Source organism: Exiguobacterium sp. 9-2, assembly GCF_036287235.1.
Lineage (GTDB): Bacteria > Bacillota > Bacilli > Exiguobacteriales > Exiguobacteriaceae > Exiguobacterium_A.
The window spans coordinates 83335-98283 of sequence record NZ_CP142850.1 but is presented as its reverse complement, the minus strand read 5'-3'; the positions used below and the strand labels follow the sequence as shown (position 1 = coordinate 98283).

At 51.1% G+C, this 14949-nt stretch carries 5 protein-coding genes, 6 tRNA genes and 5 rRNA genes; all 16 read right to left on the bottom strand.

Going from position 1 to position 14949, the window contains the following annotated elements; all coding sequences use genetic code 11:
- Nucleotides 1-94 precede the first annotated feature (94 nt).
- The gene (gene radA, locus VJ374_RS00540; RefSeq protein ID WP_029343076.1) at nt 95-1471 is read right to left on the bottom strand and encodes a DNA repair protein RadA; all 1377 of its coding nucleotides are present in this window, start codon (nt 1469-1471) and stop codon (nt 95-97) included.
- 75 nt (nt 1472-1546) lie between these two features.
- Nucleotides 1547-3994: an ATP-dependent protease ATP-binding subunit ClpC gene (gene clpC / locus VJ374_RS00535; RefSeq protein ID WP_035413120.1), complete on the bottom strand. Its 2448-nt coding sequence runs from the start codon at nt 3992-3994 to the stop codon at nt 1547-1549.
- Nucleotides 3994-5067, bottom strand: a complete 1074-nt coding sequence (locus VJ374_RS00530) for a protein arginine kinase (RefSeq protein WP_329469725.1) — start codon at nt 5065-5067, stop codon at nt 3994-3996. Before VJ374_RS00530 ends, clpC begins: the two co-directional genes overlap by 1 nt.
- On the bottom strand, nt 5060-5488 hold the full coding sequence (locus tag VJ374_RS00525; protein ID WP_029343073.1) for a hypothetical protein: 429 nt from the start codon (nt 5486-5488) through the stop codon (nt 5060-5062). Before VJ374_RS00525 ends, VJ374_RS00530 begins: the two co-directional genes overlap by 8 nt.
- A gap of 25 nt (nt 5489-5513) precedes the next feature.
- The gene (locus VJ374_RS00520) at nt 5514-5969 is read right to left on the bottom strand and encodes a CtsR family transcriptional regulator (protein WP_023466578.1); all 456 of its coding nucleotides are present in this window, start codon (nt 5967-5969) and stop codon (nt 5514-5516) included.
- 131 nt (nt 5970-6100) lie between these two features.
- Nucleotides 6101-6216: ribosomal RNA gene (gene rrf / locus VJ374_RS00515) — 5S ribosomal RNA — on the bottom strand.
- Between the two features lie 46 nt (nt 6217-6262).
- Nucleotides 6263-9182, bottom strand: a 23S ribosomal RNA gene (locus tag VJ374_RS00510).
- Nucleotides 9183-9349: 167 nt separating this feature from the next.
- Nucleotides 9350-10914, bottom strand: a 16S ribosomal RNA gene (locus VJ374_RS00505).
- A 124-nt stretch (nt 10915-11038) separates the two neighbouring features.
- Nucleotides 11039-11114, bottom strand: a tRNA-Ala gene (locus VJ374_RS00500).
- A gap of 22 nt (nt 11115-11136) precedes the next feature.
- Nucleotides 11137-11213 (bottom strand) — tRNA-Pro (locus tag VJ374_RS00495).
- Nucleotides 11214-11217: 4 nt separating this feature from the next.
- Nucleotides 11218-11291 (bottom strand) — tRNA-Arg (locus VJ374_RS00490).
- Nucleotides 11292-11329: 38 nt separating this feature from the next.
- Nucleotides 11330-11416 (bottom strand) — tRNA-Leu (locus tag VJ374_RS00485).
- Nucleotides 11417-11478: 62 nt separating this feature from the next.
- Nucleotides 11479-11554 (bottom strand) — tRNA-Thr (locus VJ374_RS00480).
- 14 nt (nt 11555-11568) lie between these two features.
- Nucleotides 11569-11644 (bottom strand) — tRNA-Val (locus tag VJ374_RS00475).
- 9 nt (nt 11645-11653) lie between these two features.
- Nucleotides 11654-11769 (bottom strand): 5S ribosomal RNA (gene rrf, locus VJ374_RS00470).
- 102 nt (nt 11770-11871) lie between these two features.
- Nucleotides 11872-14806 (bottom strand): 23S ribosomal RNA (locus VJ374_RS00465).
- The 16S, 23S and 5S rRNA genes sit together here with 6 tRNA genes alongside, the layout of an rRNA operon.
- Nucleotides 14807-14949 lie beyond the last annotated feature (143 nt).

Here is a 14949-nt window from a genome sequence, read left to right as displayed (position 1 = left end):
TGTAACATGTACTGAATTGAACTACCTACGCCGGAAGGAGGGGAAACTGTTTACATATCCATTACAGTTCCCCCATTTTTTACGTCATTCCAGCTTAAAACGGAATTGTTTCGCGTAATGCTTCGTCCACGCTTTCGACACCGACGACCGTAATCCCGTCCGGATACGTCCAGCCTCCTAAGTTATTTTTCGGAATGATCGCTCGTGTAAAACCGAGTTTGGCTGCTTCTGCTACACGTTGCTCAATCCGTGAAACACGACGGACTTCTCCCGTCAACCCGACCTCACCAATCACGACATCCGTCGGACGCGTCGGCTTGTCACGGAAACTAGAGGCAATGGCAACACAGACTGCTAAGTCGATCGCTGGTTCATCGAGCTTCACACCACCCGCTGCCTTGAGATAGGCATCTTGTGTTTGTAAGAGAAGACCCGATCGTTTCTCAAGAACGGCCATCAATAACGCTACTTTATTTTGATCGATTCCGGTCGCCATCCGTCTAGGATTCCCAAATGACGTCGGTGAAATCAATGCTTGCAGTTCGACGAGGACGGTCCGTGTCCCTTCCATTGAAGCAACGATCGTTGAACCGGATACGCCGGATGTCCGCTCTTCGAGGAAAATTTCTGACGGATTTAAGACCTCTTCAAGACCAGACTCCCGCATTTCAAAAATTCCGATCTCATTCGTTGAACCAAATCGGTTTTTAACAGCACGCAGAATCCGAAACGTATGGTGACGTTCGCCTTCGAAATACAAGACAGCATCCACCATGTGCTCAAGTAAACGTGGTCCAGCAATCGACCCCTGTTTCGTAACATGACCAACGATAAAGATTGCAATACCACGACTCTTTGCAATTTTCATCAGCATCGCCGTACATTCACGTACCTGTGTCACACTCCCGGGTGCGGACTGAATTTCATCAATGTAGACGGTTTGAATCGAGTCGATGATTAAAAACCGTGGCTGTTCTTCATCAACGACACGTTCAATCATGTTCATGTCCGTTTCACTAAGGACGAACAAATCCTGTGTCGGCAATCCAAGCCGTTCCGCGCGCAATTTGGTTTGTTTAAGCGATTCTTCCCCTGAGATGTAGAGCACTTTTTCACCACGTTGGGCAAGCCGTGCACTCGTCTGCAGTAAGATCGTCGACTTCCCGATCCCCGGGTCTCCTCCAACAAGCACCATCGAACCTGGAACGATGCCGCCTCCGAGGACACGATCGAATTCACCACTTCCGGTAAAGACACGACTCTCTTCTTGCGAGACGATATTCGCGAGGCGTTCAGGCTTTAATTGTTTTGTCGTCGTATGAACAAAAGCGGCACCGCGCCGTCCTTTTTTTTCTTCGACGACTTCTTCGACCATCGTGTTCCATTCTCCGCATCCAGAACAACGTCCCATCCATTTCGGTGATTCAGTTCCACAGCTTTGGCAAACGAATTTTGTTTTTAACTTAGCCAATCGATTCATCCTTTCTGTTTCAAAAAAAGACCAGCTTCGCTCAGAAAGTGCGAAAGCTGGCCCTGTGCTCAGTGCTTATTCCGTTGCGGCAGAACTCACGTGATTCCGGCGAACGATGAATTCGTTCTCTTCGACATCAAGCGCAACATGCTCTCCTTTTTGAATATCACCTGCGAGCAATGCTTCTGACAACCGGTCTTCCGCTTCCCGTTGAAGGGCACGACGGATTGGACGTGCGCCGTACTCTGGATCGTATCCGATATCGGCGATCTTCGAGAGGGCAGCTGGTGTCAATTCGAAATGAATTTCCTGTTCAGCCAAACGTTTTTCAAGGGTTTTCGCCATCAACTTCACGATCTCTTCGATATGTTGTTTCTCGAGTGAATGGAAGACGATCGTTTCATCAATCCGGTTCAAGAACTCTGGACGGAAGGCCCGTTTGAGTTCTTCCATGACTTTATCTTTCATGTCTTTGTATTCGCGATCCGTATCTTCAGAAACAGCGAAGCCGACATATTTATTACGTTTAAGGGCACTTGCACCGACGTTCGACGTCATGACGATGATCGTGTTACGGAAATCAACCGTGCGACCTTTCGAGTCTGTTAGGCGCCCATCATCGAGTACCTGCAAGAGAATGTTGAAGACTTCTGGGTGCGCCTTCTCGATTTCATCAAGTAAGATGACTGAGTATGGTTTCCGGCGAACTTTTTCAGTCAATTGACCGCCCTCTTCGTAACCGACATATCCTGGAGGTGAACCAACGAGACGACTCGTTGCATGTTTCTCCATGTACTCTGACATGTCGATCCGGATGATTGCATCCTCATCACCGAACATTGCTTCGGCAACCGCACGTGCGAGTTCTGTCTTACCAACCCCAGTAGGACCGAGGAAAATGAACGAACCGATCGGACGTTTTGGATCTTTCAGTCCAGCACGTGCGCGACGGATCGCTTTTGAAATCGATTTAACGGCTTCATTTTGACCGATGACACGATCGTGAAGGATTTCTTCGAGACGAAGGAGACGATCCGTCTCTTCTTCCGCAATCTTCGTGACCGGTACACCTGTCCAGTTGGCAACAACTTGTGCGATGTCATCTTTTGTGACTTCAAGTTTTTCGTTGCCTTGTTTATTCTGCCATTCCTCTTTCAAACGCTCAAGCTCATCGCGTAATTTTTGTTCCGTATCGCGGAGGCTTGCTGCTTTTTCAAACTCTTGACTTTGGACAGCTTCATCTTTGTCCTTACGGATGCCTTCGAGTTTTGCTTCAACTTCTTTTAAGTTCGGTGGTGCTGTATACGAACGCAACCGAACTTTTGATGCCGCTTCATCGATCAAGTCAATCGCTTTATCCGGAAGGAACCGATCCGAAATGTATCGATCCGACAAGGTGACGGCTTCTTGAATCGCTTCATCTGTGATCGTCACACGGTGGTGTGCTTCATAACGATCGCGAAGACCAAATAGGATTTGCGTCGCTTCATCCGTTGTTGGCTCTGCGACTTGGATCGGTTGGAAACGACGTTCGAGTGCCGCATCTTTTTCGATGTACTTCCGGTACTCATCAAGTGTTGTAGCTCCAATACACTGGAGTTCGCCTCGTGCGAGCGACGGTTTAAGGATATTCGATGCATCGATCGCACCTTCTGCTCCACCTGCTCCAATCAATGTATGCAACTCATCGATGAAGAGAATGATGTTACCCGCTTGACGAATCTCATCCATGACCTTTTTCAAACGATCTTCGAACTCACCACGGTATTTCGTACCGGCGACGAGTGTTCCCATGTCGAGTACCATGACGCGTTTATTGCGTAAGGTCTCCGGTACTTCATTGTTGATGATTTGTTGAGCAAGACCTTCGACGACAGCCGTTTTACCGACCCCTGGTTCCCCGATCAAGACTGGGTTATTCTTCGTCCGGCGGCTCAAGACTTCGATGACGCGTTGAATCTCTTTTGCGCGACCAATGACTGGGTCAAGACGTGTTTCACGCGCTTGTTGAGTCAAATCACGAGCAAGACCATCAAGTGTTGGTGTTGCGACACCTGAACCTGCTTGCGATGCGTTTGCTGTTGTTTCGCTGTTCCCAAGCAACTGGAGTACTTGCTGACGGGCTTTTGAAAGACTGATGCCTAAGTTATTTAAGACACGAGCAGCAACGCCCTCTCCTTCTCGGATCAATCCGAGCAAGAGGTGTTCTGTCCCAACGTAAGAATGACCAAGTTTACGTGCCTCATCCATTGATAACTCAATGACCTTTTTCGCACGTGGTGTATAGTGAATCGTCGTTGCACCATCTTGTCCGCGACCGATCAATGCTTCGACTTCCATTTGAATTTTATCTGAACTGAGACCGAGTGCTGTTAATGCTTTCGCAGCAATTCCGTCTCCTTCACGTACAAGTCCGAGTAAAATGTGTTCTGTTCCGATATTGTGGTGCCCCAACCGTACTGCCTCTTCTTGAGCAAGTGCCAATACACGTTGTGCACGTTCTGTGAATCGTCCAAACATCATTATGCAAAACCTCCTTGTGTGTGATCCCTGTTTGTTTGTTCGGTTAACATCGTCCGGATTCGTTTCGCCCGTTCGATGTCCCGTTCTCTAGATGTTAATTGTTTCCCGAAATGCTTTTGTAGAAAACCTGTTTGTAGCGAGACGAGCAGTTGGTGAAAAAGATTTGGAGGTAGATTGACCTCTAGTCCCAGACTGTCCGCTAAGCGAACATCCGATAACCGTTCCGTTGCTTCCCGCGCTGTAATCAGTCGAGCTGATGTCAGGATGCCATAGGAACGATATAGTCTGTCCTCTAGTTCTTCTTGATACATCTCCAATAATCCTTTTCGTGCTGCCTGTTCTGCTTCAATTAATGCTTCGACCGCAAATTGATAGTCCGTAATCAGCATATCCTCACTTGCTCCAAGCGTCCGTTGGTTCGAAAGTTGGAACATGCGACCAGAAGCATCGCTTCCCTCGCCGTAACGCCCACGAATCGCGAATCCGAGCTGTCGTAAGTGTTTAATATAGCCTTGAATCTGATTCGTCAGGACCAGTCCCGGTAAGTGCAACATCACGGAAGCACGAAGACCTGTTCCGACGTTACTCGGACACGTCGTTAAATAACCAAGCGTATCATCAAAAGCAATTTTAAATCGTTCACTGATCAAGCGATCGACTTGTTTTGCGATCCGAAACGCTTCTTCAAGCTGTAGCCCAGGAAATAATGTCTGGATTCGAAAATGATCTTCTTCGTTTACCATGACACTGATCTGCTCATCCTCACTAATGAAGAGTCCTGTCCGTGGATGACTGGCTAACGCTGGACTGATCAGATGCTTTTCTACTAAAGCGGTTCGAGTCAGGACATCTGCTTGATCGACGCGACCAAACCGGAACCCTTTCATCCCGTTTAGTTGACGTTCGGTCTCTTCAATGAGCGCATTAGCTTGTGCTTCTGACAACATCGTTGAGAACGGATAACGTGTCGTATTACGTGCCAATCGGATCCGTGTCGAAACGACGATGTCGTCAAAGGGAGAAGATTGATTCATCGATTCGCTTAAAGGGTGTTGGAGCAACTCTTCAAACATGACGCAAATCCTCCTCGACACTCTCAATCTGTTGTTTTATGATTTCTGCTTCTTCATAATCTTCTGCTAAGATTTTGCGGTTAAGTTGTTCTTTGAGTCGACTGAGTTGCTGGTTCAATCGTTTTTCAACGGATTCCTCATCAGGTCGTGAGCCATAATGTTGCGTATGACCGTGTTGGAACTGACGAACCATACCGTCGACTTCGTCTTTGAAAAATGAATAACAAGTCGGGCAACCGACTTTACGAAGATGAAGCAATTGTTGACGGGTCATACCGCAAGACGGACATGCCGTCCCTTGGTATTCACGTGCTAACTCCCGCACACAAACCGAGCATAAGAACTTCTCATCGGTTTCCGATTCTTGTGGAAGTTTGACACGGACGATTGCTTCTCGTTCGCCACATCGTTGACAACGCATCGTGCATTCCTCCAATGTCCGACGACTAGAGTCGCTTCATGGTTTGAAGAAGCGTCCGCATCAAGTGGGCACGCATCCGGTGTTGATCTTCGACCGCCATTGGCAAACTCTCTTTTTGCAACAGCGATTGAATCAAAATAGCTTCCCGCCGCGTCAGTAATTGTTCGTTCATCAAACGAATCAAATAATCTTCTGCAGCTTGTTCCGTCAAATGATCACCGATCCATGAACTGACTTCGTCTAATAGATCGTGACTATCGAGCACAACGATTTTTTGAATCCGAATGTATCCACCGCCGCCCCGCTTACTTTCAACAAAATAACCCTTTTCGACCGTAAAACGAGTATTAATGACGTAATTGATTTGTGATGGAACACAGTCAAAACGTTGTGCAATTTCTTGACGTTTGATTTCAATCGTCTTTTCGTCGTGTAAAATTTGCTTTAAATAGGCTTCGATGATATCTGTGATGTTTTGCATTGGCACCACCTCTCTGACCATCTTTGACTATTGTTTGATTTAATAGTAATCATCTAAAAAAAGAAATGCAACTGATAAGGCTTTTTAGAAAACACAAAAAGACCGACCTGCAATCTGCAGATCGGTCAAGTGCCTGGCAACGTCCTATCCTCACAGGGGGAAGCCCCCAACTACTTTCGGCGTTCAAGTGCTTAACTTCCGTGTTCGGCATGGGAACGGGTGTGACCACTTGGCTATCGTCACCAGACGACGGGCTCGCGCCCTCAAAACTGAAGTCATCAACAAGCATCTGCTAGAACAAGGCCTCGACCGATTAGTATCACTCAGCTCCACATGTCGCCATGCTTCCACCCGTGACCTATCCACCTCATCGTCTCTGAGGGGTCTTTCTTGATTACTCAAAGGGAAATCTCATCTTGGAGGGGGCTTCATGCTTAGATGCTTTCAGCATTTATCCCGTCCGCACGTAGCTACCCAGCGATGCTCCTGGCGGAACAACTGGTACACCAGCGGTGCGTCCATCCCGGTCCTCTCGTACTAAGGACAGCTCTCCTCAAATTTCCTGCGCCCACGACGGATAGGGACCGAACTGTCTCACGACGTTCTGAACCCAGCTCGCGTACCGCTTTAATGGGCGAACAGCCCAACCCTTGGGACCTACTCCAGCCCCAGGATGCGATGAGCCGACATCGAGGTGCCAAACCTCCCCGTCGATGTGGACTCTTGGGGGAGATCAGCCTGTTATCCCCAGGGTAGCTTTTATCCGTTGAGCGATGGCCCTTCCATGCGGAACCACCGGATCACTAAGCCCGACTTTCGTCCCTGCTCGACTTGTAGGTCTCGCAGTCAAGCTCCCTTCTGCCTTTGCGCTCTACGAATGATTTCCAACCATTCTGAGGGAACCTTTGGGCGCCTCCGTTACTGTTTAGGAGGCGACCGCCCCAGTCAAACTACCCGCCTGACACGGTCCTCCAGCCGGATCACGGCTGCGAGTTAGAGACTCTATGCATGAAGGGCGGTATCCCAAGGGTGACTCCTCCGAAGCTGGCGCTCCGGGCTCGACGTCTCCCGCCTATCCTGTACATCATGCACAAAGCCTCAATATCGGCTGTAGTAAAGCTCCATGGGGTCTTTCCGTCCTGTCGCGGGTAACCTGCATCTTCACAGGTACTATGATTTCACCGGGTCTCTCGTTGAGACAGTGCCCAAATCGTTACGCCTTTCGTGCGGGTCGGAACTTACCCGACAAGGAATTTCGCTACCTTAGGACCGTTATAGTTACGGCCGCCGTTTACTGGGGCTTCGGTTCAAAGCTTCGCTTGCGCTAACCCATCCCCTTAACCTTCCAGCACCGGGCAGGCGTCAGCCCCTATACGTCATCTTGCGATTTAGCAGAGACCTGTGTTTTTGCTAAACAGTCGTTTGGGCCTATTCACTGCGGCTCTACATGTGTAGAGCGTCCCTTCTCCCGAAGTTACGGGACCATTTTGCCGAGTTCCTTAACGAGAGTTATCCCGCGCGTCTTAGAATTCTCATCTCGCCTACCTGTGTCGGTTTACGGTACTGGCGCCTTCCCCCTCACTAGAGGCTTTTCTTGGCAGTGGCAGTGTGAAATCGTGACCTACGTCCCTACGGGACTCCGCATCGTTCCTTGACTGTGATGCCTGACGGATTTGCCAATCAGACGGTCTTGAAACTTGCACATGCACTTCCATCCGCATGCGTCACTATCCTCCTGCGTCCCCCCATTGTTCAAACGGTGGATCGGCGGTACAGGAATATCAACCTGTTATCCATCGCCTACGCCTTTCGGCCTCGGCTTAGGTCCAGACTAACCCTGAGCGGACGAGCCTTCCTCAGGAAACCTTGGGCTTTCGACGGAGGGGATTCTCACCCCTCTTTTCGCTACTCACACCGGCATTCTCACTTCCAAACGCTCCACTGCTCCTTCCGGTACAGCTTCACAGCGGTTTGGAACGCTCCCCTACCATTCCTTACGGAATCCGCAGCTTCGGTGGTATGTTTAGCCCCGTTACATTTTCGGCGCGGCGCCACTCGACTAGTGAGCTATTACGCACTCTTTGAATGGTGGCTGCTTCTAAGCCAACATCCCTAGCTGTCTAGGCAGCGCCACATCCTTTTCCACTTAACATACACTTGGGGACCTTAGCTGGCGGTCTGGGCTGTTTCCCTCTTGACTACGGATCTTATCACTCGCAGTCTGACTCCCGAGTATAAGTTGCTGGCATTCGGAGTTTAACTGAATTCGGTAACCCTGTGGGGGCCCCTAGTCCAATCAGTGCTCTACCTCCAGAACTCTCAACCTCGAGGCTAGCCCTAAAGCTATTTCGGGGAGAACCAGCTATCTCCAGGTTCGATTGGCATTTCACCGCTACCCACACCTCATCCCCGCACTTTTCAACGTGCGTGGGTTCGGACCTCCAGTCAGTGTTACCTGACCTTCATCCTGGACATGGGTAGATCACCTGGTTTCGGGTCTACGACAACGCACTGAACGCCCTGTTCAGACTCGCTTTCGCTACGGCTCCGCCTCATCGGCTTAACCTCGCGCGTTATCGTAACTCGCCGGTTCATTCTACAAAAGGCACGCCATCACCCGTTAACGGGCTCTGACTACTTGTAGGCATACGGTTTCAGGATCTATTTCACTCCCCTTCCGGGGTGCTTTTCACCTTTCCCTCACGGTACTGGTTCACTATCGGTCACTAGGGAGTATTTAGCCTTGGGAGATGGTCCTCCCGGATTCCGACGGGGTTTCACGTGTCCCGCCGTACTCAGGATCCACTCTGGAGGGAAAACAGTTTCAGCTACAGGGCTGTCACCTTCTTCGGCCGACCTTTCCAGGTCCTTCACCTACTGTCTTCCTTTTTGACTCCGTATAGAGTGTCCTACAACCCCGAAGAGCATGCTCTCCGGTTTGGGCTGTTCCCGTTTCGCTCGCCGCTACTCAGGGAATCGCATTTGCTTTCTCTTCCTCCGGGTACTTAGATGTTTCAGTTCCCCGGGTCTGCCTCACGCTACGCTATGTATTCACGTAACATGTCCCATCCCATTACAGATGGTGGGTTCCCCCATTCGGAAATCTTCGGATCAAAGCATACTTACTGCTCCCCGAAGCATATCGCTGTTCGTCGCGTCCTTCATCGGCTCCTAGTGCCAAGGCATCCACCGTACGCCCTTCATACCTTGATCTAGCGTTGGTATTCTAAGAACACACGTCTTAAATGACATGGTTAATTAAAAGTTTGATGTCTTGTTGATGTCTTCAGTTTTCAAGGTGCGAGTGTCTCTTGCGAGACTGAGAGACGAGCTCTCAAAACTGAACGATGGGCATGTCCCGTAAGGGACGTTTTCCTTAGAAAGGAGGTGATCCAGCCGCACCTTCCGATACGGCTACCTTGTTACGACTTCACCCCAATCATCTACCCCACCTTCGACGGCTGGCTCCTTACGGTTACCTCACCGGCTTCGGGTGTTGCAAACTCTCGTGGTGTGACGGGCGGTGTGTACAAGACCCGGGAACGTATTCACCGCAGTATGCTGACCTGCGATTACTAGCGATTCCGACTTCATGCAGGCGAGTTGCAGCCTGCTGCAATCCGAACTGGGAACGGCTTTATGGGATTGGCTCCACCTCGCGGTCTCGCTGCCCTTTGTACCGTCCATTGTAGCACGTGTGTAGCCCAACTCATAAGGGGCATGATGATTTGACGTCATCCCCACCTTCCTCCGGTTTGTCACCGGCAGTCTCCCTAGAGTGCCCAACTGAATGCTGGCAACTAAGGATAGGGGTTGCGCTCGTTGCGGGACTTAACCCAACATCTCACGACACGAGCTGACGACAACCATGCACCACCTGTCACCATTGTCCCCGAAGGGAAAACTTGATCTCTCAAGCGGTCAATGGGATGTCAAGAGTTGGTAAGGTTCTTCGCGTTGCTTCGAATTAAACCACATGCTCCACCGCTTGTGCGGGTCCCCGTCAATTCCTTTGAGTTTCAGCCTTGCGGCCGTACTCCCCAGGCGGAGTGCTTAATGCGTTAGCTTCAGCACTGAGGGGCGGAAACCCCCCAACACCTAGCACTCATCGTTTACGGCGTGGACTACCAGGGTATCTAATCCTGTTTGCTCCCCACGCTTTCGCGCCTCAGCGTCAGTTACAGACCAAAGAGTCGCCTTCGCCACTGGTGTTCCTCCACATCTCTACGCATTTCACCGCTACACGTGGAATTCCACTCTTCTCTTCTGTACTCAAGCCTTCCAGTTTCCAATGGCCCTCCCCGGTTGAGCCGGGGGCTTTCACATCAGACTTAAAAGGCCGCCTGCGCGCGCTTTACGCCCAATAATTCCGGACAACGCTTGCCACCTACGTATTACCGCGGCTGCTGGCACGTAGTTAGCCGTGGCTTTCTCGTAAGGTACCGTCAAGGTACGAGCATTCCCTCTCGTACGTGTTCTTCCCTTACAACAGAGTTTTACGATCCGAAAACCTTCATCACTCACGCGGCGTTGCTCCATCAGACTTTCGTCCATTGTGGAAGATTCCCTACTGCTGCCTCCCGTAGGAGTCTGGGCCGTGTCTCAGTCCCAGTGTGGCCGATCACCCTCTCAGGTCGGCTATGCATCGTCGCCTTGGTGGGCCGTTACCCCACCAACTAGCTAATGCACCGCAAGGCCATCTCAAGGTGACGCCGGAGCGCCTTTCATCAGCGGACCATGCGGTCCGTTGAACTATCCGGTATTAGCTCCGATTTCTCGGAGTTATCCCAATCCTTGAGGCAGGTTCCTTACGTGTTACTCACCCGTCCGCCGCTCATTCCACTGCCTTCCCTCCGAAGAGTTCCGCCAGCTTCCTGCGCTCGACTTGCATGTATTAGGCACGCCGCCAGCGTTCGTCCTGAGCCAGGATCAAACTCTCCATGAAGTGTTTGACTTGCTCGTTGTGTGACCGAAGCCACGATTGACGAAGCTTGCGCTTCATTCGTTTTTGTATTCCGTAGAATACGATTTTTGCCTCATCGTTCAGTTTTCAAAGTTCGTCATAAAAATGGTGGAGCCTAGCGGGATCGAACCGCTGACCTCCTGCGTGCAAGGCAGGCGCTCTCCCAGCTGAGCTAAGGCCCCATTAAAGGGATGAAATTGAAGATGGTCGGGAAGACAGGATTCGAACCTGCGACCCCTTGGTCCCAAACCAAGTGCTCTACCAAGCTGAGCTACTTCCCGAAAATGCACCCTGAGAGATTCGAACTCCCGACCCCTTGATTCGTAGTCAAGTACTCTATCCAGCTGAGCTAAGGGTGCGGAATATAAGGATCAAACAGCAAACATCAAAATGAAAATGGTACCGAGGGCCGGAATCGAACCGGCACGGGGAAACCCCCGCAGGATTTTAAGTCCTGTGCGTCTACCAGTTCCGCCACCCCGGCAGGGATATAAAAGGTAGAACCTTCATTCATAATTGAATTCTGGTGATCATTGAAGATGAAAATGGTGCCGGCAACAGGAGTCGAACCCGCGACCTACTGATTACAAGTCAGTTGCTCTACCAGCTGAGCTACACCGGCAAGTGTAATAAAAATGGTGGAGGATGACGGGATCGAACCGCCGACCCCCTGCTTGTAAGGCAGGTGCTCTCCCAGCTGAGCTAATCCTCCATATGTATCGCCTGGCAGCGTCCTATCCTCACAGGGGGAAGCCCCCAACTACTTTCGGCGTTCAAGTGCTTAACTTCCGTGTTCGGCATGGGAACGGGTGTGACCACTTGGCTATCGCCACCAGACATTTATTATCTTAACATTATGTTCACATAACGTCAAGACTTTTTTTCATTTTTTTGAAAGGCTCGCGCCCTCAAAACTGAAGTCATCAACAATGCATCTGCTAGAACAAGGCCTCGACCGATTAGTATCACTCAGCTCCACATGTCGCCATGCTTCCACCCGTGACCTATCTACCTCATCGTCTCTGAGGGGTCTTTCTTGATTACTCAAAGGGAAATCTCATCTTGGAGGGGGCTTCATGCTTAGATGCTTTCAGCATTTATCCCGTCCGCACGTAGCTACCCAGCGATGCTCCTGGCGGAACAACTGGTACACCAGCGGTGCGTCCATCCCGGTCCTCTCGTACTAAGGACAGCTCTCCTCAAATTTCCTGCTGCGCCCACGACGGATAGGGACCGAACTGTCTCACGACGTTCTGAACCCAGCTCGCGTACCGCTTTAATGGGCGAACAGCCCAACCCTTGGGACCTACTCCAGCCCCAGGATGCGATGAGCCGACATCGAGGTGCCAAACCTCCCCGTCGATGTGGACTCTTGGGGGAGATCAGCCTGTTATCCCCAGGGTAGCTTTTATCCGTTGAGCGATGGCCCTTCCATGCGGAACCACCGGATCACTAAGCCCGACTTTCGTCCCTGCTCGACTTGTAGGTCTCGCAGTCAAGCTCCCTTCTGCCTTTGCGCTCTACGAATGATTTCCAACCATTCTGAGGGAACCTTTGGGCGCCTCCGTTACTGTTTAGGAGGCGACCGCCCCAGTCAAACTACCCGCCTGACACGGTCCTCCAGCCGGATCACGGCTGCGAGTTAGAGACTCTCTATGCATGAAGGGCGGTATCCCAAGGGTGACTCCTCCGAAGCTGGCGCTCCGGGCTCGACGTCTCCCGCCTATCCTGTACATCATGCACAAAGCCTCAATATCAGGCTGTAGTAAAGCTCCATGGGGTCTTTCCGTCCTGTCGCGGGTAACCTGCATCTTCACAGGTACTATGATTTCACCGGGTCTCTCGTTGAGACAGTGCCCAAATCGTTACGCCTTTCGTGCGGGTCGGAACTTACCCGACAAGGAATTTCGCTACCTTAGGACCGTTATAGTTACGGCCGCCGTTTACTGGGGCTTCGGTTCAAAGCTTCGCTTGCGCTAACCCATCCCCTTAACCTTCCAGCACCGGGCAGGCGTCAGCCCCTATACGTCATCTTGCGATTTAGCAGAGACCTGTGTTTTTGCTAAACAGTCGTTTGGGCCTATTCACTGCGGCTCTACATGTGTAGAGCGTCCCTTCTCCCGAAGTTACGGGACCATTTTGCCGAGTTCCTTAACGAGAGTTATCCCGCGCGTCTTAGAATTCTCATCTCGCCTACCTGTGTCGGTTTACGGTACTGGCGCCTTCCCCCTCACTAGAGGCTTTTCTTGGCAGTGTGAAATCGTGACCTACGTCCCTACGGGACTCCGCGTCGTTCCTTGACTTTGATGCCTGACGGATTTGCCAATCAGACGGTCTTGAAACTTGCACATGCACTTCCATCCGCATGCGTCACTATCCTCCTGCGTCCCCCCATTGTTCAAACGGTGGATCGGCGGTACAGGAATATCAACCTGTTATCCATCGCCTACGCCTTTCGGCCTCGGCTTAGGTCCAGACTAACCCTGAGCGGACGAGCCTTCCTCAGGAAACCTTGGGCTTTCGACGGAGGGGATTCTCACCCCTCTTTTCGCTACTCACACCGGCATTCTCACTTCCAAACGCTCCACTGCTCCTTCCGGTACAGCTTCACAGCGGTTTGGAACGCTCCCCTACCATTCCTTACGGAATCCGCATCCGCAGCTTCGGTGGTATGTTTAGCCCCGTTACATTTTCGGCGCGGCGCCACTCGACTAGTGAGCTATTACGCACTCTTTGAATGGTGGCTGCTTCTAAGCCAACATCCTAGCTGTCTAGGCAGCGCCACATCCTTTTCCACTTAACATACACTTGGGGACCTTAGCTGGCGGTCTGGGCTGTTTCCCTCTTGACTACGGATCTTATCACTCGCAGTCTGACTCCCGAGTATAAGTTGCTGGCATTCGGAGTTTAACTGAATTCGGTAACCCTGTGGGGGCCCCTAGTCCAATCAGTGCTCTACCTCCAGAACTCTCAACCTCGAGGCTAGCCCTAAAGCTATTTCGGGGAGAACCAGCTATCTCCAGGTTCGATTGGCATTTCACCGCTACCCACACCTCATCCCCGCACTTTTCAACGTGCGTGGGTTCGGACCTCCAGTCAGTGTTACCTGACCTTCATCCTGGACATGGGTAGATCACCTGGTTTCGGGTCTACGACAACGCAACGCACTGAACGCCCTGTTCAGACTCGCTTTCGCTACGGCTCCGCCTCATCGGCTTAACCTCGCGCGTTATCGTAACTCGCCGGTTCATTCTACAAAAGGCACGCCATCACCCGTTAACGGGCTCTGACTACTTGTAGGCATACGGTTTCAGGATCTATTTCACTCCCCTTCCGGGGTGCTTTTCACCTTTCCCTCACGGTACTGGTTCACTATCGGTCACTAGGGAGTATTTAGCCTTGGGAGATGGTCCTCCCGGATTCCGACGGGGTTTCACGTGTCCCGCCGTACTCAGGATCCACTCTGGAGGGAAAACAGTTTCAGCTACAGGGCTGTCACCTTCTTCGGCCGACCTTTCCAGGTCCTTCACCTACTGTCTTCCTTTTTGACTCCGTATAGAGTGTCCTACAACCCCGAAGAGCATGCTCTCCGGTTTGGGCTGTTCCCGTTTCGCTCGCCGCTACTCAGGGAATCGCATTTGCTTTCTCTTCCTCCGGGTACTACTTATGTTTGTTTCAGTTCCCCGGGTCTGCCTCACGCTACACTATGTATTCATGTAACATGTCCCATCCCATTACAGATGGTGGGTTCCCCCATTCGGAAATCTTCGGATCAAAGCATACTTACTGCTCCCCGAAGCATATCGCTGTTCGTCGCGTCCTTCATCGGCTCCTAGTGCCAAGGCATCCACCGTACGCCCTTCATACCTTGATCTAGCGTTGGTATTCTAAGAACACACGTCTAATGACATGGTTAATTAAAAGTTTGATGTCTTGTTGATGTCTTCAGTTTTCAAGGTGCGAGTGTCTCTTGCGAGACTGAGAGACGAGCTCTCAAAACTGAACGATGGGCATGTC

Excerpts from the sequence above, each read along its gene's own strand:
- clpC (WP_035413120.1), bottom strand. The coding sequence starts at position 3,994 with ATGATGTTTGGACGATTCACAGAACGTGCACAACGTGTATTGGCACTT.
- VJ374_RS00530 (WP_329469725.1), bottom strand. The coding sequence starts at position 5,067 with ATGTTTGAAGAGTTGCTCCAACACCCTTTAAGCGAATCGATGAATCAA.
- VJ374_RS00525 (WP_029343073.1), bottom strand. The coding sequence starts at position 5,488 with ATGCGTTGTCAACGATGTGGCGAACGAGAAGCAATCGTCCGTGTCAAA.
- VJ374_RS00520 (WP_023466578.1), bottom strand. The coding sequence starts at position 5,969 with ATGCAAAACATCACAGATATCATCGAAGCCTATTTAAAGCAAATTTTA.